The organism is Streptomyces sp. NPDC001153, from assembly GCF_053598315.1.
This window is the reverse complement of record NZ_JBSFJZ010000019.1, coordinates 119,807-138,843: the sequence shown is the minus strand read 5'-3', so window position 1 is coordinate 138,843 and position 19,037 is coordinate 119,807. Positions and strand designations below refer to the sequence as shown.

Below are 19,037 nucleotides of genomic sequence, written 5' to 3'. Positions count from 1 at the left end.
GGATACCGGGGTGCTTCTGGGGGGAGGTGAGAGCGGGCCCTGACCTGGTGGTCAGGGCCCGCACTTACTGGGCTCCCGGGGGAGGACTCGAACCCCCATAAGTGACACCAAAAGACACCGTCTTGCCCTTAGACGACCCGGGATAGCCCTTATGTCCGGTTCGATAGATCGCCCGGAAGGACAGCACCTACTATGCCGTACCAAGCGCCTTCGATGCGACGGTACAGATCCGCCCCCTGTCGCACTTTGATTCCGAGGCACCCCCGATAGGTGGCGCCGGTGTTCTTGCGCACGGTCGCGGGGTTGTGTTTCTTGAGGATGGTCTTGCCGAGGAGCGCCCTGTCGATGCCGACGAGGTCGGCCCAATAGTGCTCGGCGGCGTCAACGTCTGCGGTTTCATGGATCATGACTCGGCAGTGCAGGCGATCGCGTCCCACGTCCAGCAGGTCCAGCCAGGCGAGGAAGACCGAGATCATTCCTGGGTCGCTGTTGACGAACTCCACGCTCTCGCGACGAGCGTGCGGCTTGTCCTTCGTCCCCTCGGCCCAATACAGGGCGACGCCCGTGATGAAGAGCTCCCGATCCGTGAGATTGCCGATCACTGCTGCCGCTGCCTGCTTGGTCGCCGTTCGCTCGCGGTCCTGCGATGCCCGCAACCTTGCCAACCCAGCGTTCATGCGTGCCCGCTGTTCCTCGGGGGTGCACTTGGGTTCGGGGTGCGGCAGATCGCGCACCCATAGTGAGACTGAACTCTTGGAGCAACCGAGTTCCGCCTGGATCTCGTTGTACGTCCGGCCCTGCAGTCGTAGCTCTCGCGCCCTCTCGCGTAGCTCGTCCTTGGCTCGCGGGCGCTTGGTCCACTCCGGCGGCGGCTCGCCCTCAACGAGGCGTTGAAGGATCTCCTTGTTGTGGACGCGGAGCTCGTCCCGGATCTGCCGGAGGCTGTAGCCGGCTCGCCGCAGGGCGACCGCCCGTTCCCGTAAGTCCTCGAAGTCGGCGTATTTGCTGATCGAATGTGCCATGGGCATACCGTCCGGCCGGAATGGAGCGTTCCGGGATTGAACAGGAAGGGTTCACCAGTTCGAGTGATACCGGTGGGTTTCGAGGTCGTCCGGTTACGGGGCGTGGTGTGTGGAGGCCGGTGAAAGTCACCGGAAAAGCCGCAGCCGTCGCCCGTAGGCTGGAGGCATGACCACGACGGGGGAAGAGAACGCCAGGGCCCGGACGGGGCCGTGGTGGTGGACCAGGTGGCGCAGTGCGGTGCTCGACGGGAGTCTCGCGCTGGTGTCGGCCGTGGAGTGCGGAGCCGAGGGGGTTCCGTTCGCCCGGGACGCGGGGATCCCGCCGGCGGTGGGGATCGTCTTCGGTGTGATCGCCGGGTCCGTGTTGCTCGTGCGGCGGAAGTGGCCCATTGCCGTCGTACTCGTAGCGATCGCGATCACGCCCGCGCAGATGGGGTTCCTGCTGGGTGTCGTCGGCCTGTACACGCTGGCCGCGTGTGAGTTGCCGCGCCGGATCATCGGGGCGCTGGCGGGGATGTCGCTGGTGGGTACGGCAGTGGTGACGTTCGTGCGGGTGCGGCAGGACATGGCGCGGGGCGATCTGACGCTGGGTGACTGGTTCGTGCCGTTCGCGGCGGTGACGACGGCGTTGGGGCTGACGGCTCCGCCGGTGCTGCTGGGTTTGTATGTGGGGGCGCGGCGGCGGTTGATGGAGAGTCTCAGGGAGCGGGCGGACAGTCTGGAGCGGGAGCTGCAGTTGCTGGCCGAGCGGGCGGAGGAGCGGGCCGAGTGGGCGCGGAACGAGGAGCGGACCCGGATCGCGCGTGAGATGCATGACGTGGTCGCGCATCGGGTGAGTCTGATGGTGGTGCATGCGGCGGCGTTGCAGGCGGTGGCCCGGAAGGATCCGGAGAAGGCCGTGCGGAATGCGGCGCTGGTGGGGGACATGGGGCGGCAGGCGTTGACCGAGTTGCGGGAGATGCTGGGGGTGCTGCGGGCGGGGGAGGAGCCGGGGCGGCGTGCCTCCGCGGTGCCGTTGGCGGCGGTGGGGGTGGCGGCTGCGGCTGCGGCTTCCCGGGTGGCGGAGTCGGACGGCGTGGTGGACGGGCCGTGTCTGTCGGAGCTGGAGGAGTTGGTCGGGCAGTCGGCGGCTGCGGGGATGGTGGTGCGTCTGTCGGTGGAGGGGGAGGCGCGGTCGTATGCGGCGGAGGTGGAGCAGACGGCGTACCGGGTGGTGCAGGAGGCGTTGACGAACGTGCACAAGCATGCGGCGGGTGCGAAGACGCATGTGCGGCTCGCGCATCGGGTGTCGGAGATCGCGATGCAGGTGGAGAACGAGCCGCCGCCGGAGCCGGGGTCGGCGTCGGCGGCGGGGTTGCCGTCGGGCGGGAACGGCCTGGTGGGGATGCGTGAGCGGGTTGTGGCGCTGGGCGGTGTGTTTGTGTCGGGGCCGACGGATGCGGGGGGTTTCCGGGTGTCGGCGGTGATTCCGGCGGCGTAGACGTGCCCTCTGCGCGTGTGCCCTCTGCGTGTGTGTCCGCTGCGCGTGTGTCTTCTGCGGGGGTCAGCCGGCGGTGAGGCGTACGGGTTCGATGCCGGTGACGAGGGTGGTGAGGGCGTGGTCGATGTCGGGGCCGACGTACCAGTCGCCGGTGTGGTCGAGGGTGTAGACGCGGCCTTCGGTGTCGATGGTGAGGACGGCGGCGGTCTCGGTCTCCTGGCCGAGGGGGCAGAGTTCGGTGCCGAGGGCGCGGCCGAGGTCGCCGAGGGTGCGGGCGTGGTGGAGGCCGTGGAGGGGGTCGAGGTGCAGGGTGGCGGGGGCGATCTGGCGGCCGGGGCCGCCCGGGGTGATGGTCAGGCCGCCGAATTCGGCCCAGGCTTCGACGGCGGCGGGGAAGACGGTGTGCCGGTGTCCGGCGGGTGAGGTGTGTTCGCGCAGGGCGTCGGCCCAGATCTCTGCCTGCTTTATGTCCCAGCGTCCGGGTTGCCAGCCGGCGGCGCGCAGAGCGGCGTCGACGAGTACGGGGAAGCGTGTGGTGGACGTGCGGTCGGCGTGCATCGGCCCTTCGTTCGTCGAGCTTGCTGGTGCTACTGGTGTTGACGGGGGCTGTCAGCCGTCGGTTGCCGTGGGGTCGACGACGCGGATGCCGAAGTGGGCGCTGAGGGCGGTGCAGGCGCGGCAGGGGGCGGCGAAGCTGCCGTGGAGAGGGTCGCCGTCCTCGCGTATGCGGCGGGCGGTGAGTTTGGCGTTCTTGAGGGCTTTGCGGGCTTCGCCGTTGGTCATGGGTTTGCGGGCGGCGCGTTTGCTGCGTGCGGCGTCGGCGGTGGTGAGGTGGCGGGAGATGAGGATGGTTTCGGCGCAGCGTCCGGTGAAGCGGTCGCGTTCGCCGCTGGTGAGGGTGTCGAGGAAGTCCTGGACGAGGGGGTGCAGGGGTGGGGGCTGGTCGCCGCGGGCGGCGGTGCCGGTGAGGGTGGCGCCGCGGACGGAGAGGGCGGCGGCGATGGTGGGCAGGATGCCGTCGCGGCGGTGGCGGAGGGTGGGGGCGGGGGGTGTGTCGGTGCCGCTCCAGCCGATGCGTGGGTCGCCGGCCCGCACGTCGGTACCTCCGGTTCGCAAGATATTCATGATCGTTTTCCCCTCCCCGGGCGTTCCCCGGCATCCCCCGAAGGACACAGGGTGCCAAATGCCGTGGCGGCTGCGGAAGCTGGGGCGGTGCGACACGCCCGGGTCGGGGCAGGTCGTCACGGTGGGGTGACGGCTGGTCACGGATGCGGTGGGTGGTTTTTCCGGGGATGTGGAGGGGTGGTTCCCCCGGGGTGTGGTGGGCCGGTGACCGGGGTTCGCGTACCGCATAGGCTGTCGGCATCCGCGATCGACAGCGCCGTATCAAGGCCAGAGAGAACGCCGCAGGGGGCTACCGCCATGACGACAGGTCGGCTCGGGCAGCAAGCCGCGCCGCCGAACGCGGCCTACGCCGGGCAGGTCGTGCACTTTCCGGATCCGGTCCGGGCGGCACGTCACCCGAGAGGGGTACGGGTCGATGAGCGTGGTTACCCGGATTTCTCTCCGTACGCGCGTGTGGCGGTGGAGATCGCCGAGCCGCCGGAGGGTTTCGGTGTCGACGAGTTGCGGCTGACGGACTATGTGTCGGCGAACGCGGCGTTGGCGGCGGAGCGGCACGAGTTGTGGGACACGGTGCCGGATGTGGCGACGCCGCACGGCTGGACGTGGCATCACGTGGCGGGGACGCGGCGGCTGGAGCTGGTTCCGGTCGAGGTGAAGGCGTTGCTGCGGCATCACGGTGGGGTGGCGACGGCGGCGGTGGACCACGCCAAGCGGGGGACGCGGCCGTTGCAGGAGACCCGGCCGGCGCATTTCGGGCTGCCGAAGTCGGGTGTGGCGGTGTCGGAGGCGCAGGTTCAGGGTGTCGAGGAGGACCTGGGCTACCGGCTTCCGGGCGCGTACCGCTCGTTCCTGAAGGCTGCGGGTGGGTGTGCGCCGGTGGGCACGGCTCTGGACGCGGAACTGGGTCTGTTGCTGGACCAGCCGTTCTTCACGGTGCGTGAGGAGGCGGCCGTCAATGACCTGGTGTATGTGAACAAATGTCTGCGCGACCATCTGACGAAGGATTACCTCGCGGTGGTGTTCGTGCAGGGCGGGTTGCTCGCGGTGAAGGTGAGGGGCGAGCGGCCCGGTTCGGTGTGGTTCTGCGCGTACGACGATGTGCGTGATGTGGATCCGTCGTGGTCGCCGGCGGAGCGGGTGGAGCGTCTGCTGCTGCCGTGCGGTGATGATTTCGACGCCTTTCTGTCGCGGCTGGCGGGCAGTCCGCCGGAGTTGGAGACGGTGGCGGATCTGATGGTCGACGGCGGTTTCGCGCGTGTCGTCCCGGTGTCTTCCGGTTCTTCCGGTGCGGTGTCTTCCGGTCCGGTGGGGGAGTGAGCTTCAGACGATGGTGACCTACGCGCAGGCGCAGGAGCGCGCCGAGGAGTGGATCAACGGTGACGTGCCCGCGTACCAGCATCGTGAGGTGCGGGTGCGGGAGTTCGAGCTGGGTTTCGTCGTGTGGGGCGAGGACCGGGCGGAGGGGCCGCGTTCGGACGCGGGTGCGCAGCGGCTGGTGATCGCCCGGGACAGCGGGGAGGCGACGCTGTGGCCGGGGTTGCCGGTGGGTGAGGTGATCCGCCGGTACGAGGAGGAGTACGGCCGTGGCGACGAGCCGCGGGACGCGGTTCCGGCGCCGGCTGCCGCGCGGGTGGATCTGAATCAGACGTCGTTCCTGCTGACTCCTCCGGAGTGGTTGCAGGAGGCGGCGGACAAGCTGGGCATCGGGGAGCGGCGGCCGGGGGGCGGGGGTGCTTCGGGGGCCGGTTCGGGTGCCGGTTCCGGTGTGGGTTCCGGTTCCGGTGTCGGTGGGACTTCGTCCGGTGGGGCTGGGCCGGCGGAAACGCAGGCAGGGGTGCCGGCGGGTGCGTCCGGGGCGCCCGCTCCTGTGGGCGCGCCTTCCGCGGATGTGCCGGTGGGGGCCACGCCCTGGGCCGGTACGGACACGAACGCGGACTCCGGTGAGGACGACCGTTCGGTGCCGTTGCCCGCGACGGTGTTCGCGCCGCCGTTGAGCGATTCCGACGACGAGGTTCCGCGGCCGCCGGTGAGTGCGCCGGATGCGAAGACGGCGTTGATGTCGGGGGGCAGCCAGCTGCCGCCGACGGCGGTCGCGCCGGCGCTCGATCCTTCGAACACGCCGGGCGCGCAGGGCTTCCCGCCAGGTGCGCAGGGCTTCCCGCCGGGCGCGCCGGGTGGCCCGTCCGCCCCTGGCGGTGCGCCGGGCGCACCTGGTGTGCCCGTGGCGCCCGGTGCTCCTGGTGCGCCGGGGGCTCCGCAGGGCAGTACGCCCCCGCCGCCGCCCGGTACGCCGCCGTACGGCTACCCGCAGCCGCCGGCGGTTCCCGGCACACCTGCGCCGGGCGCACCCGCGTACCCGCCGGCGCCCGGCACTCCGCTCGCGCCCCCTGCCCCTCCCGGTGCCCCGGGCGCCCCGCAGGGCAGCACGCCTCCGCCGCCCCCGGGCGCGCCCACCTACGGCTATCCGCAGGGTCCCGGCGTTCCGCAGGGCGCTCCTGGTTACGGCTATCCGCAGGCGCCGGCGCCTGCGCCGGGTGGTGCGGCGGGTGTGCCGCAGCCTCCGGCCGACGCGGGCGCCTCGGCGCGGCGGCTCGCGCCGAACGCCGGGGACATCGCGGATGCCGCGACGAGCAAGGCCGCGCCGCCACCGAAGAAGGCGCGCGGTGGTGTGGGTGCGCCGCCTCCGCCGCCGGGTGCCCCTGGTACGCCGGGCGCGCGCCCGGGCGGTGCGGCGGCGCCTCCCGCGCCGGGTGCGCCTGCCGGTGGGTATGTGCCGACGCGGCTGGTGTCGGCGCTCGGGCCGGAGGGGCCCGGGGGTCAGGGTGGTGCGGACGGGGCGCAGGCGCCGGGTGCGCCGCAGCCTCCGGGCGCCCCTAACCCGCCTGCTGCGCCTCCGGGCAACGTGCATCACGCGGCCACGGTGCTGGCCGACCCCAGCCGGCTGGGCGGGGGTGCGCAGCAGCCTCCGGGCGCTCCGGGGGTTCCGGGTATGCCGGGCGCGCAGGGAGTTCCGGGCGCCCCGGGCATGCCGTATCCGCCCGGCGCCCAGGCGGCTCCGGGCGCCCCGGGCATGCCTGGCGCGCCGCAGCCTCCGGGCGTCCCCTCGGCTCCCGGAGCCCCCGGTGCGCCGCAGGCTCCAGGCGCCCCTGCCGGTCCCGGCATGCCTGGTGCGCCTGGTGGCGGGCGCGGGGCCGTGCACCACGCGGAGACCGTGCTGGCCGCGCCCCCGGTGGCCGGTCCGGGCGCACCCCCGCCGCCGCCCGCCCCCGGCATGCCCCCGGGTGCTCCGGGCGCCCCGCAGCCGATGCCTCCGGGCGCGCCTGGGCAGCCGCCGGCGTACGGGTATCCGCAGCAGGCGCAGCCGACCGTGGGCCCCGGCTATCAGGCCGTGCTGCGCTATCGCGCGCAGGACGGTTCGGAGCAGCAGCTGATCCGGCGTTCGGCGCCGGGTACGCCGCACCCGGAGTGGCAGATCTTCCACGAGCTGCGCGCGATGAACGTGCCGGCGGACCAGGTGCTGGAGCTGCACACGGAGCTGGAGTCGTGCGAGCTGCCGGGTGCCTACTGCGCGCGGATGATCCGCGAGCAGTGGCCGCAGGCGCGGATCACGAGCATTGCGCCGTACGGCACGGATCACGGGAGCCGGCAGCAGGGCATGCAGCAACTGCTGGCGCACCAGGGCGAGTTGCACCAGGTGGCGGACGGGCCGGCGCGGCCCGCGCCGGTGCGGGCGCCGCTGCCGCCGGTGCAAGCCGCGCCGCCCGTCCCGCCGGAGGGCATCGGGCAGGAGCTGGCGGCGGCGTTCGGGCCGGGCGTCTTCCGGTTCGAGCAGCAGGCGGTGTCCCGGCAGGGTGTGCCGCCGATCGTGGCGCACACGCTGGTGGTGGCCGGTCTGCCGGTGGACATGGGCCCGTTCTTCTGGGCGCAGGCCCAGCCGGGCCGCCCGGTGCCGACGCTGGCGGAGCTGGCGGCCGAGCGCGGGGTGCAGTCGGCCTCGGACGCGGGCTCGTACCTCGTCATGGGCACCGACTTCGGCAAGGCGATCTGTGTGCAGTACGGCACGGCGAACATCGTGGCCGTGCCGGTCGAGGCGGGGCCGGGCGGGGCCCCGGTGCCGCCGCAGTTCGTGAACACCGGGCTGCCGGAGTTCGCGCGCTGCCTGGCGCTGCTGGGCCGCATGTGGCGCCTGCGGTTCGGGCTGAACCAGGAGCAGGCGGGCCGCTGGACCGTCGACTTCCAGGCGCAGCTGGCCGCCCTGGACCCGGCGGCACTCGGTTCGCCGGAGAGCTGGTGGTCGGTGCTGCTGGAGCAGATGTGGGACGGGCTGCTGTAGGTACGTCGCTCGGAGGTTCGCGGATCATGCCCTTCACGCGCGCGTGGAGGGCATGATGGGCCGGTGGACTTCGAGCCGTACCGGGGCGAGCTGGTGGCGTACTGCTACCGCATGCTCGGTTCGTTCCACGAGGCCGAGGATCTGACGCAGGAGACGATGCTGCGGGCCTGGAAGGCGCGGGACCGCTACGACGCCACGCGCGCGTCCGTGCGGACCTGGCTGTACCGCATCGCGACCAACGCCTGCCTGAGCGCGCTGGAGAGCCGTTCGCGCCGCCCCCTGCCGTCCGGGCTGGGAGCGCCCTCCGACGATCCCGGCGCGCCGCTGACGCCCGCGCCGGAGGTGCCGTGACTGGAGCCGTTCCCCGAGGCGCGGTACGACGTGGAGGCGCGCGCGGACCTGCGGCTGGCGTTGGTGGCGGCGCTGCAGTTGCTGCCGGCGCGGCAGCGGGCCGTGCTGGTGCTGCGCGAGGTGCTGGAGTTCTCCGCCGCCGAGGTCGCCGGGCAGCTGGAGACGTCGGTGGCCGCGGTCAACAGCGCGTTGCAGCGGGCGCGCGCCGCCCTCGCGCGCGGCGACGCGGCCGGCGTGATCGACGAGGTCGGTGAGCCGGAGGATCCCGAGGTGCGGGCGGTGGTGCGGCGCTACATGCGCGCCTTCGAGGCGGCCGACGTGCCGGCGCTGGTGCGGCTGCTCACCGAGGACGCGGTCCTGGAGATGCCCCCGGTGCCGCTGTGGTACCGGGGCAGGCGGGACTACGGGCTGTTCATGGAGCGGGTGTTCGCGCTGCGCGGCACGGGCTGGCGGGTGGAGTGTGTGGCGGCGAACGGGCAGCCGGCGCTCGCGGCGTACGCGCCGGAGCCCGGTGGCGGCCACGCGCTCCACACCGTGCAGGTTCTGACGGTCACCGGCGGCCGGGTCGCCCGGAACGTGGTGTTCGCCGACCCGCGCGTCCTGACCGCGTTCGCGCCGCCCGCGCCCACCGGCGCCGGCGCCCCCTGACACGACGCTGATACGGAGCTGCCTCCCGGCACCACGCCCCTGTGCGGTCCTTTCCGGTGGGAGCGATGAGTCCGGCCGGTGCCGCCGGTAGGTACCCGTGAGCAACCGAGCGAAGGGACCGTCGTCGTGAGTGTCGTCGTCATCGAGTTCATCACCCTGGACGGGATCGTGTCCGACCCGGACGGGTCCGCGGGTACGCCCTACGGAGGCTGGGCCTTCCGGCACGGCCCGGAGGCGGTCGCCGGGGACAAGTTCCGCCTCGGCCGTGTGCTGGACGAAGGGGTCCTGCTGCTGGGCCGTACCACCTGGGAGCTGTTCGCGCGGCTGTGGCCGGGACGGGACGACCCCTTCGCCGCGCGGATGAACGCCGTACCGAAGCTGGTGGTCTCCCGCGGCACCCCGGACGTGTCCGCATGGGCCAACTCGCGCCTGACGAAGGAGGAGTTGACTGACGTCGTACGCGCCGAGCGGCGGGACGTGGTTGTCACCGGCAGCCTCGCCGTCGTGGCCGCGTTGCGGGAGCAGGACCTGGTGGACGAGTACCGGCTGCTGACCTTCCCGGTGGTGCTGGGGCAGGGCCGGCGGCTGTTCCCTGCCGGGAGTGAGCCTGCCGGGTTGGAGTGCCTGTCGGCCGAACGGGTGGGCGCCGCCGTCCTCACCCGCCATGGGAGGGCGGCACGGTGACGGTTCGTTTCCTCGCCCTGTACGAGACCCCTGCCGACCCCGAGGCATTCGACCGGCACTACCGCGAGGTGCACATCCCGCTCGGCCGACGGCTGCCCGGTCTGCGCCGCTACACGGTCGGCCGGGAGACGGCACCGGTGCGCGGGGGTGCGCCGTACTACCTGGTCGCGACGCTGGAGTGGGACTCGGCGGCGGAGTTGCGCGCGGCGTTCGCCTCGCCCGAGGGGCGCGCGACGGCGGCGGACGCGGCGCGTCTGGCGGAGCTGGCGCCCGTCCACAGCCTGATCCTCACCCTTGAGGAGGACGTGCTGCAGCCGGCCCCGCCCGCCGCGCCGATCGCGAAGTGCGGGATGCAGAGCGTGACGTGACTGCGGAGTGTCGCGTTATGCACGCTTACGCCCGATCCATCAAGATGTGCGCGAAATCATCCTGTCGTGTATGTCCGGTGGAGAGGGGTTCCCACGGTGAGCAGCGCATCGATGCCGCCGCACGGCTTCGTGACCGTCCGGGGGCGCGGCTACCGCCCCGGTCAGGTCGACGCGTACATGGAGGAGTTGTCGTACGACCGCGACGCCGCGTGGGAACGGGCCGCGCGGCTGACCGTGCTCGCCAAGGACATGGAGGCGGAGGCCGCTCGGATGCGCGAGGCCGTCGCCCAGCTCCCACCGCAGGATTACGAGTCGCTCGGGGAGGGCGCACGGCGTTTGTTCCAGTTCGTGCTGGAGGAGGCGGAGGACCTTCGTGAGCGCACGCGGCGTGCAGCGCACGAGCACATCGCGCAGGCCGAAGCGCGCGCCGAGAGCGTACGCCGGGAGGCGCAGGAAGCGGCGGACGCGCTCTGCGCGGAAGCCGACGAATGCGCCCACCGACTGCTCCTCGCCGCGCGCACCGAGGCCGACGACATCCGCGTCGGCGCCCGGCGTGCGGTGAAGGAAGAGCGCTCGGAGGCGCTCACCGCGTTGCGCGAGGCACGGCAGCGCACCACCGGCATGCTCGCCGAGCAGTCCCGGGGGTACGCCGAGCGGTGGGCCGAGGCCGAGCGCGAGGAGGCGGAGCGGATCGCCGCACTGGACGCTCGGTACGCCGAGCGGGTGAGCCGGGCCGAGGCCGCACTGTCCGACGCCGAGCGGGCCCTCGGGGAGGCCGAGGAGTACGCGCGGCGCAGCCAGGAAGAGGCACACGCGCGTGCCGCCGAGATCATCGCCGACGCGCGCGTGCGTGAGGAGCGCATCGCCCGGCAGACGGAACAGGTGCTGCGCGAGCACGGCGAGACCTGGGACGTCGTCCAGGCGACCATGGACGAGGTCCGCAGCAGCCTGATCTCCCTGACCGGCGGAGCGGTCCTGGAATAGCGTCGCCCCTCCGTCCTCCGGCTCCGGCCGGCATCGAGTCCGAGCCGTCCGGCTTCGTGCGCCCCGAGTTGTGCGCTGGTGCCGTGCCCGGGGTTGTGCGCTTGGGCCGTGCGCCTGGGGCGTGCGCACCGGGTCGTACCCGTGGGCGCCGGGTAGTGCGTAGGGGTAGTGCATGCGGGCCCATGCGCCGAGCCCGTCGGCGGACGCCGGTGCGCCGGGGGCGTGCGCCCGCGCCGGCCGCGAGTCCCCGGCGCCCGGCGAAGAGCCCCCACCCCGTCCTGGAGCCACTGGCAAGCCCCGGCCCAGCCGAGTCCCCGCGCCCAGCCACAAGCCTCCCGCACCCCCGCTACCCGCTCTTCCGCACCGCCCCGGCCAGGATCCAGCCCTCCACCGCCTCGTACTGGTGCCGCTGTTGTTCTGCCTTGGTGCGGCCCGAGGCGATCGTGCCGAGCCAGCCGAAGAGGAAGCCGGCGGGGATGGAGACGATGCCGGTTGTGGTGAACGGGAACCAGTTGAAGTCGGCGTGCGGGAAGGCCGAGACCGGTGAGCCGGAGACCAGATTGGTGCCCGGCATGAGCAGCAGCACGGTCAGCGTGCCCCCGATCAGCGTCGCCAGCAGCCCGCTGCGGGTGTAGCGGCGCCAGAACAGCCCGTACACCAGGGCGGGCGCGATGGCCGAGGCGCCCAGGCAGAAGGAGAGCGTCACCAGGGGCTGCAGGCTGTGGTGCTGCACCATCGTGGCGAGCAGGATCGTGGGCACGCCTATGGCGAGCGCCGAGACGCGGGCGAGGGCCATCTCGCGCGGGGCCGGCATCTCCTGCACGCGGGCCGCGAACACGTCGTGGGCGAGGGAGTTGGCGCAGGCGAGGATCATCCCGGCGACCGAGGCGAGCAGGGTCAGGAAGATCGCCGTCGTCACCATGGTGAACAGGAAGGTCTCCGCCGTGGACACGTCCGCGCCGAACACCGCCCGCGAGCCCAGCAGATACGCGGTGTTGCCCTGCGGGTCGGCGCCGGCGATCACGGCTCGGCCGACCAGCGCCGTGGCGCCGAACCCGACCACCGTGATGATCAGCACGAACAGGGCGACGATCGACACCGCCCAGGACATCGAGCGGCGCACCTGGCGGGCGCTGGAGGCGGTGTACATGCGCATGGTGATGTGCGGCAGGACGGCACCGCCGAGCACCACCGTCAGCTCGGAGGCGATCATGTCGAGGCGGGACCTGCCCGATGTGCCGAACTGCAGCCCGGAGCGCAGGAAGGCGGGCCCGGCGCCGCTCTGCCGCGAGGCCGCGGCGAACAGCGCCCCCGGATCCCAGTCGAAGTGGCGCAGGATCAGCACGGCCACCACGGCGCCGGACCCGACCAGCATCACGATCTTCAGGATCTGGATGAGCGCGGTGCCCTTCATGCCGCCGATCGCCGCATAGGCGATCATCAGGGCGCCCAGCCCGACGACGCACGCGGTCTTCAGCGACTCGTCGGTGAAGCCCAGGATGAACGCCATCAGCTGCCCGGTTCCGGCGAGTTGGACCAGCATCAGCGGCAGCAGCGCGGCGATCGTCACCGCGCAGGCCGTGATGCGCACGCAGCGTCCCGGCAGCCGGCGGGCGAGCGCGTCGCCCATGGTGAACCGGCCCGCGTTGCGCAGCGGTTCGGCGAGCAGGAACATCAGCAGCATCAGCGACAGCGCGGTGCTCAGGGCGAGGACGACTCCGTCGTAGCCGCACAGGGCGATCACTCCGCCGGTGCCGAGGACGGTGGCCGCGGAGATGTAGTCCCCCGCGATGGCGAGGCCGTTGCGCAGCGGGGACAGGGAGTTGTAGCCGGTGTAGAACTCGTCGAGGTCGTCGCGGTCGGGGCCGGTCATCACGCACAGCAGCAGGGTCACCGTGGCGACGGTGGAGAAGGCGACCAGGGACATGGACTGGGCCGTGCCGCTGAAACCGGCGAAGCCCCCCACGGCCGGAGTGCCGGCGGCGGCGGTCATCGGGCGGCTCCTCGGCGTGCGTTCAGTTCGGCCTCCTTGCGGATGCGGTCCGCGAGCGGATCGACGTGCCGGCGTGCGGTGTGCTCGTACAGCGCGATCGCGAGCCAGGTGACCGGGACCTGGATCGCGGCGAGCAGGAGACCGGCGGGGATGCCGTCGGCGACCGTGCGCGTCATCACGCCGGGTGCGGCGGCGGACAGCACCAGGAACAGCGTGAAGTAGCCCAGCGCGGTGAGCGTGGCCGTACGCCGCTGCCAGCGGTAGGCGCTGCGCAGCACCCGCAGGTCGCTGTGGTGGCCGAGGGCTTCACGGGGCGGTCGGCGGTCCGGGCGGGTCGGCTGCGGGGGTGGGGGCTGCCAGGGGTAGGTGAGGGAGGCGGAGGGTGGTGGGTCGTAGGAGGAGGGCGGTGAGTCGTAGGGGGAGGGTGGGCCGTAGGCGGGGTGGGGCGGTCGGTACGGAGGGCGGGGCGGCTCGTAGGGCGGATGGGGCGGGGTGTACGACGGGCGCGGCGGGTCGTAGGACATCCCGGGGCTCCTTGCGTGGCTCGGGTCCGTGGCGGCGGACCGCAGGGAGGTGGGGGGCGTGGAGCCACGCACGCTACTCGCGAGTTCCGGGCCGCGTGACGTTTTCACCAAACTGGCCAGTCGGTATGCGCTTACTACGGAAGACGCGCGCCGAGGGGGCCTGTTACCGGCGTTAACCTGCGTTCTTGCGGCGGACGCCGGCGGGCGGGGTCACTCGTCGCGCACCGGGAACCGCCGCGGCGCCACCAGAAGCAGCACCAGGAAGGCCAGTGCCGCCGCGGCCGCCGCGCCGAGGTACACCGCGTGCACCGCGTCGGCGATCGCGCGCCGGGTCGCCTCGGGGGCCCTGCCGGCGTCCAACGCGCGCGTGACGGTGTCCAGATCGCCCGCCCCGCCCAGCCGCGCGGCGAGCACCCCGTTGGCGACGGCGCCGAACAGCGAGGCGCCCACGGTCTGTCCGGTCTGCCGGCAGAACAGCACGGACGCGGTCGTGGTGCCCCGCTCCGACCAGCCCACCGTCGACTGCACCCCGACGATCAGCGGCAGCTGGAACAGCCCGAGCGCCGCGCCCAGCAGGAGCATCAGCAGCGTCGGCTGCCACCACGAGCCGGGGTAGGGCAGGAACGGGAACGCGCACAGGATCAGCGCGGCCACACCGATGCCGAGCAGCGCGGTGTCGCGGAAGCCGATGCGGCGGTAGACGTGCTGGCTGAGCGCCGCCGACACCGGCCAGCTGAGCGTCCACACCGACAGCACGAAACCGGCGGCCACGGGCGCGAGTCCGAGCACCGACTGCGCGTACGTCGGCAGGAACACGCTCGGCGCCACCATCAGCAGCCCCAGCGCGCCGAGCGCCAGGTTGACGGCCGCGATCGTCCGGCGCCGCCACACCCACCCCGGGATGATCGGCTGCGCCGCCCGCCGCTCCACCACGACCACCACTCCGGCCAGTGCCAGGCCCGTGCCGAAGAGCGTGAGCGACGGCGCCGACAGCCACGGCCAGGCGACCCCGCCCTGCACCAGCGCGGTCAGCAGCACGCCGCCGCACGCGAACACCGCGAGCGCCCCGGCCCAGTCCACGCGCGCGTGGCCGCCGTCTTCCGGTGTCTCCCGCTCGGGCTCGTGCAGATGACGGACGATCAGCCACAGCGCGGCCGCGCCGATCGGCAGGTTGACCAGGAAGATCCAGCGCCAGTCGGCGTACGCGGCGAGCAGCCCGCCGAGCCCCGGCCCCGCCACCGCCGACACCGCCCACACGGTGGACAGCTTGGACTGGATCTTCGGGCGCTCCGCGAGCGGGTACAGATCGGCGGCGAGCGTCTGCACGGTGCCCTGCAACGCCCCGCCGCCCAGCCCCTGCACGATCCGGAACGCGATCAGCGCGGCCATGTTCCAGGCGCCCGCGCACAGCAGCGAGCCCAGCAGGAACACGGCCGCGCCCGTCACCAGCACCGGCTTGCGGCCGAAGGTGTCGGACAGCTTGCCGTAGAGGGGGAGCGTGACGGTCACGGCGAGCAGATAGCCGGAGAACAACCAGGAGAAGACGGAGAACCCGCCGAGGTCGCCGACGATCTGCGGTACGGCCGTGGAGACGACGGTGGCGTCGAGCGCGGCCAGCGCCATCGCCAGCATCAGCGCGGCGACGACGGCGCCTCGGCGCCGGGTGTCCTGCTCGCGGAGCCTGCCGCCGCGTATCGCGGGTGTCGTACCCCCCACCGGATCCCCTCCCGTGCCCCTTGCACCTATTTCCGGTACGACAGCTTCCCACGGCAGCCGGAACTTGACCCTGACGCAAGGGCAGGGTGGAGGCTTTTCGCGCCGAAGGGTGGAGACGACCCCGAGGAGGGCTCCGCCCGGGGGTGGAGCACCCCTAGGGGTACCTCCGTACTACGGCCCGGGGAGGGTTCGTCCCCCCGGAGGACGAGAGGGGCGGGGCCCGGTCCTTAACCTGGCTTTACGCCGCTGGGGGGCGGCTGACCGCACCGGCGGGGTGGGGTTCTCCCCCGGGAAAGAGGGGGCTTCGCACCAGCGCGCGAGGGCCCCGCCGACCGCGAGACTCGACGACGTACCCGAGACGACGCCCTGGCACGCCGGGGCACCACTCACCGATTTGCCGACCGACATAGGAGACATACCGTGACATCGGCTGTGACCATTCCCAGGCACGGGGGCACTGGAGGGCGTACGGCCGTTGCCGCGCGGGCGCGGCAGGTCGTGAAGGCGTACGGGGCCGGCGAGACCCGTGTCGTCGCCCTCGACCACGTCGACGTGGACATCGCGCGGGGCCAGTTCACCGCCATCATGGGCCCCTCGGGGTCCGGCAAGTCCACGCTCATGCACTGCCTCGCCGGGCTCGACACCGTCACCAGCGGCAAGATCTACCTGGACGAGACCGAGATCACCGGCCTGAAGGACAAGAAGCTCACCCAGCTGCGCCGGGACCGGATCGGCTTCATCTTCCAGGCGTTCAACCTGCTGCCGACGCTGAACGCCCTCGAGAACATCACGCTGCCCATGGACATCGCGGGGCGCAGGCCGGACAAGGCCTGGCTGGACCGCGTGGTGGAGACCGTCGGGCTCGCCGGACGCCTCAAGCACCGGCCGGCCCAGCTCTCCGGCGGTCAGCAGCAGCGCGTCGCCGTGGCCCGCGCCCTCGCCGCCCGCCCGGAGATCATCTTCGGGGACGAGCCGACCGGAAACCTCGACTCGCGCGCCGGCGCCGAAGTCCTCGGCTTCCTGCGCCGCTCGGTGGACGAACTCGGCCAGACCATCGTGATGGTCACCCACGACCCCGTCGCCGCCTCCTACGCCGACCGCGTGCTCTACCTCGCCGACGGCCGGATCGTCGACGAGATGTACCAGCCGACGGCCGATCAGGTCCTGGACCGCATGAAGGACTTCGACGCCCGGGGGCGCACGTCATGACCGTCCTGAAGACCTCCCTGCGCAACTTCTTCGCGCACAAGGGCCGCATGGCGCTCTCGGCGATCGCGGTCCTGCTGTCGGTGGCCTTCGTGAGCGGGACCCTCGTCTTCACCGACACGATGAACACCACCTTCGACAAGCTGTTCCAGGCCACGGCCTCGGACGTGACGGTCAGCGCGAAGGGCTCCTCCGACACCGGTGAGACCACCTCCCGCACCGGCAGGCCGCCGGTCATGCCGGCCTCCGTGGTCGGCAAGGTCCGCGGGGCCCAGGGCGTGCGGAAGGCCGAGGGCACGGTGTTCTCCACCTCGGTGACCGTCATCGACGCCAAGAAGGACAAGCTGTCGCCGAGCAGCGGCGCGCCCACCATCGTCGGCAGCTGGAACGGCAACGACGCCCGCACCATGAAGATCACCTCCGGTACGGCGCCCAGGGGCCCGGACCAGGTCATGGTCGACGAGGACACCGCTTCCAAGCACCACCTGAAGCTCGGTGACGACATCGGCGTGATCTCGGTCGTCGGCACGCACCACGCGCGCGTGTCCGGCATCGCCGCCTTCAAGGTCACCAACCCCGGCGCGGCGATCTTCTACCTGGACACGAAGACCGCCCAGCAGATCCTGGTCGGCCGGACCGGTGTCTACACCAACGTCAACGTCACCGCCGCCCAGGGCGTGACGAACGACCAGCTGAAGAAGAACGTCTCGGCCGCCCTCGGCCACGGCTACAAGGTGCAGACCGCCAAGGAGGTCGCCGACGCCAACCAGAAGAGCGTCGAGAGCTTCCTGAAGGTCATGAAGTACGCGATGCTCGGCTTCGCCGGGATCGCCTTCCTCGTCGGCATCTTCCTGATCATCAACACCTTCTCCATGCTGGTCGCCCAGCGCACCCGCGAGATCGGCCTGATGCGCGCCATCGGCTCCTCCCGCAAGCAGGTCAACCGGTCCGTGCTGATCGAGGCGCTGCTGCTCGGCGCGATCGGCTCCGTGCTCGGCGTCGGCGCGGGCGTCGGCATCGCGGTCGGCCTGATGAAGCTCATGGGCACGATGGGCATGCATCTGTCCACGGACGACCTGACCGTCGCCTGGACGACCCCGGCCGTCGGCCTGCTCCTCGGCGTCGTGGTCACCGTCCTGGCCGCCTACCTGCCCGCCCGGCGCGCCGGCAAGGTCTCCCCGATGGCCGCCCTGCGCGACGCCGGCGCCCCGGCCGACGCCAAGGCCGGCACCGTCCGCGCCGTGATCGGACTGCTCCTCACCGCCGCCGGCGGCTGGAGCCTGTACGTCGCCGCGACCGCCGACAAGGCCAAGGCCGGCTCGGGCTGGCTGGGCCTGGGCGTGGTCGCCACGCTGATCGGCTTCGTCGTCATCGGCCCGCTGCTGGCCGCCGGACTGGTCCGGGTCCTCGGCGCGGTCATGCTGCGGATGTTCGGTCCCGTGGGCCGGATGGCCGAGCGCAACGCGCTGCGCAACCCGCGCCGCACCGGCGCCACCGGCGCGGCCCTGATGATCGGCCTGGCCCTGGTGGCCTGCCTGTCGGTGGTCGGCTCCTCCATGGTGGCCTCCGCCACCGACCAGCTCGACAAGACCGTCGGGACGGACTTCATCATCTCGCCCGACAACCAGCAGCTGATCAAGCCGCAGGAGGTCCAGGCCGTCAAGTCCGCCCCGGGCCTGGCGCGGGTCACCGAGTACCGGCCGGCCCAGGCCGACTTCACCACCCCGGACGGCAGGACCCTCAAGGACACCGCCATCACGGGTGCCGACCCGACCTACGCGACCGACCTGCGCACCAAGACGGTCGCCGGTGACCTCAAGGACGCCTACCGGCCCGACTCGATGTCGGTCCACCAGAAGTTCGCCGAGGACCACGGCATCCACCTCGGCTCCAGGATCACCGTGGCCTTCCAGGACGGCTCCACGGCCCACCTGACGGTGCGCGCGATCACCAGCGACGACACCGTCATCGACAAGGGCGCGATGTACACCTCCCTGGCCACCATGGCCAAGTACATCCCCGCCGACAGGATGCCGCTGGACGAGCTGGTCTTCGCCTCCGCCAAGGACGGACAGCAGGCCGCCGCCTACAAGGCGCTCAAGACCGCGCTGCACAGGTATCCGGAGCTGACCGTGCGCGACCAGACCGACTACAAGAAGGCGCTGAAGGACCAGATCGGCCAGCTGCTGAACATGATCTACGGCCTGCTGGCCCTGGCGATCATCGTCGCGGTCCTGGGTGTGGTGAACACCCTGGCCCTGTCGGTGGTCGAGCGGACCCGGGAGATCGGCCTCATGCGGGCCATCGGCCTCTCCCGCCGCCAGCTGCGCCGCATGATCCGCCTGGAGTCCGTGGTGATCGCCGTCTTCGGTGCCCTGCTCGGCCTCGGCCTGGGCATGGGCTGGGGCGCGACCGCCCAGAAGCTCCTGGCGCTCCAGGGCCTGAAGGTCCTCGACATCCCCTGGCCGACGATCATCACGGTCTTCATCGCCTCGGCCTTCGTGGGCCTGTTCGCCGCGCTGATCCCGGCGTTCCGGGCGGGCCGCATGAACGTCCTGAACGCCATCGCGACGGACTAGCCGCTCAGGCTGGACCGACGCCAC

The 19,037-nt window shown here is 72.2% G+C and carries 16 protein-coding genes and 1 tRNA gene; 10 read left to right on the top strand and 7 right to left on the bottom strand.

Features of this window, described 5'->3' with window-relative positions; all coding sequences use genetic code 11:
- Positions 1–72: 72 nt before the first annotated feature.
- Both ACWDEN_RS22785 and ACWDEN_RS22780 read right to left on the bottom strand, forming a co-directional pair.
- Positions 73–143, bottom strand: a tRNA-Gln gene (locus ACWDEN_RS22785).
- 6 nt (positions 144–149) lie between these two features.
- The gene (locus ACWDEN_RS22780; RefSeq protein ID WP_450859976.1) at positions 150–1,022 is read right to left on the bottom strand and encodes a hypothetical protein; all 873 of its coding nucleotides are present in this window, start codon (positions 1,020–1,022) and stop codon (positions 150–152) included.
- A gap of 166 nt (positions 1,023–1,188) precedes the next feature.
- Here ACWDEN_RS22780 and ACWDEN_RS22775 point away from each other — a divergent pair, with 166 nt between their 5' ends.
- Positions 1,189–2,502: a sensor histidine kinase gene (locus ACWDEN_RS22775; RefSeq protein WP_351614240.1), complete on the top strand. Its 1,314-nt coding sequence runs from the start codon at positions 1,189–1,191 to the stop codon at positions 2,500–2,502.
- A 63-nt stretch (positions 2,503–2,565) separates the two neighbouring features.
- Here ACWDEN_RS22775 and ACWDEN_RS22770 read toward each other — a convergent pair whose 3' ends face one another.
- Positions 2,566–3,060 carry an SUKH-3 domain-containing protein gene (locus tag ACWDEN_RS22770; RefSeq protein WP_351614237.1) on the bottom strand — a complete coding sequence of 165 codons (495 nt, stop codon included), beginning with the start codon at positions 3,058–3,060 and terminating at the stop codon, positions 2,566–2,568.
- Positions 3,061–3,111: 51 nt separating this feature from the next.
- Positions 3,112–3,627 (bottom strand): YwqJ-related putative deaminase, encoded by a 516-nt coding sequence (locus ACWDEN_RS22765; RefSeq protein ID WP_450859975.1) that lies wholly within the window; start codon positions 3,625–3,627, stop codon positions 3,112–3,114.
- A 297-nt stretch (positions 3,628–3,924) separates the two neighbouring features.
- Here ACWDEN_RS22765 and ACWDEN_RS22760 point away from each other — a divergent pair, with 297 nt between their 5' ends.
- The 7 genes from ACWDEN_RS22760 to ACWDEN_RS22730 all read left to right on the top strand — a co-directional run bounded on the left by ACWDEN_RS22760 (position 3,925) and on the right by ACWDEN_RS22730 (position 10,995).
- The gene (locus ACWDEN_RS22760; RefSeq protein ID WP_351614231.1) at positions 3,925–4,944 is read left to right on the top strand and encodes an SMI1/KNR4 family protein; all 1,020 of its coding nucleotides are present in this window, start codon (positions 3,925–3,927) and stop codon (positions 4,942–4,944) included.
- Positions 4,945–4,954: 10 nt separating this feature from the next.
- Positions 4,955–7,960 carry an SUKH-4 family immunity protein gene (locus ACWDEN_RS22755; RefSeq protein ID WP_450859974.1) on the top strand — a complete coding sequence of 1,002 codons (3,006 nt, stop codon included), beginning with the start codon at positions 4,955–4,957 and terminating at the stop codon, positions 7,958–7,960.
- A 63-nt stretch (positions 7,961–8,023) separates the two neighbouring features.
- Positions 8,024–8,311: a sigma-70 family RNA polymerase sigma factor gene (locus ACWDEN_RS22750; RefSeq protein WP_450859973.1), complete on the top strand. Its 288-nt coding sequence runs from the start codon at positions 8,024–8,026 to the stop codon at positions 8,309–8,311.
- A gap of 30 nt (positions 8,312–8,341) precedes the next feature.
- The gene (locus tag ACWDEN_RS22745) at positions 8,342–8,959 is read left to right on the top strand and encodes a sigma factor-like helix-turn-helix DNA-binding protein (RefSeq protein WP_450859972.1); all 618 of its coding nucleotides are present in this window, start codon (positions 8,342–8,344) and stop codon (positions 8,957–8,959) included.
- A gap of 126 nt (positions 8,960–9,085) precedes the next feature.
- Positions 9,086–9,643, top strand: a complete 558-nt coding sequence (locus ACWDEN_RS22740) for a dihydrofolate reductase family protein (RefSeq protein WP_351602880.1) — start codon at positions 9,086–9,088, stop codon at positions 9,641–9,643.
- A complete protein-coding gene (locus tag ACWDEN_RS22735; RefSeq protein WP_351602882.1) occupies positions 9,640–10,011 on the top strand; it encodes an EthD family reductase in 372 nt (123 codons plus the stop codon). The genes ACWDEN_RS22740 and ACWDEN_RS22735 overlap by 4 nt, the downstream gene beginning before the upstream one ends.
- A 96-nt stretch (positions 10,012–10,107) precedes the next feature.
- Positions 10,108–10,995, top strand: coding sequence for a cellulose-binding protein (locus ACWDEN_RS22730; protein WP_351602884.1), 888 nt, complete (start codon positions 10,108–10,110; stop codon positions 10,993–10,995).
- 346 nt (positions 10,996–11,341) lie between these two features.
- Here ACWDEN_RS22730 and ACWDEN_RS22725 read toward each other — a convergent pair whose 3' ends face one another.
- The 3 genes from ACWDEN_RS22725 to ACWDEN_RS22715 form a co-directional block, all read right to left on the bottom strand.
- Positions 11,342–12,988: a sodium/solute symporter gene (locus tag ACWDEN_RS22725; RefSeq protein ID WP_351602886.1), complete on the bottom strand. Its 1,647-nt coding sequence runs from the start codon at positions 12,986–12,988 to the stop codon at positions 11,342–11,344.
- Complete coding sequence (locus ACWDEN_RS22720) at positions 12,985–13,512, bottom strand: DUF485 domain-containing protein (protein WP_351602888.1); 528 nt, start codon at positions 13,510–13,512, stop codon at positions 12,985–12,987. The genes ACWDEN_RS22725 and ACWDEN_RS22720 overlap by 4 nt, the downstream gene beginning before the upstream one ends.
- A gap of 210 nt (positions 13,513–13,722) precedes the next feature.
- On the bottom strand, positions 13,723–15,228 hold the full coding sequence (locus ACWDEN_RS22715) for an MFS transporter (protein WP_351602890.1): 1,506 nt from the start codon (positions 15,226–15,228) through the stop codon (positions 13,723–13,725).
- 420 nt (positions 15,229–15,648) lie between these two features.
- Here ACWDEN_RS22715 and ACWDEN_RS22710 point away from each other — a divergent pair, with 420 nt between their 5' ends.
- On the top strand, positions 15,649–16,437 hold the full coding sequence (locus ACWDEN_RS22710) for an ABC transporter ATP-binding protein (protein WP_351602892.1): 789 nt from the start codon (positions 15,649–15,651) through the stop codon (positions 16,435–16,437).
- Positions 16,434–19,013: an ABC transporter permease gene (locus tag ACWDEN_RS22705; RefSeq protein ID WP_351602894.1), complete on the top strand. Its 2,580-nt coding sequence runs from the start codon at positions 16,434–16,436 to the stop codon at positions 19,011–19,013. The genes ACWDEN_RS22710 and ACWDEN_RS22705 overlap by 4 nt, the downstream gene beginning before the upstream one ends.
- Positions 19,014–19,037: the final 24 nt, after the last annotated feature.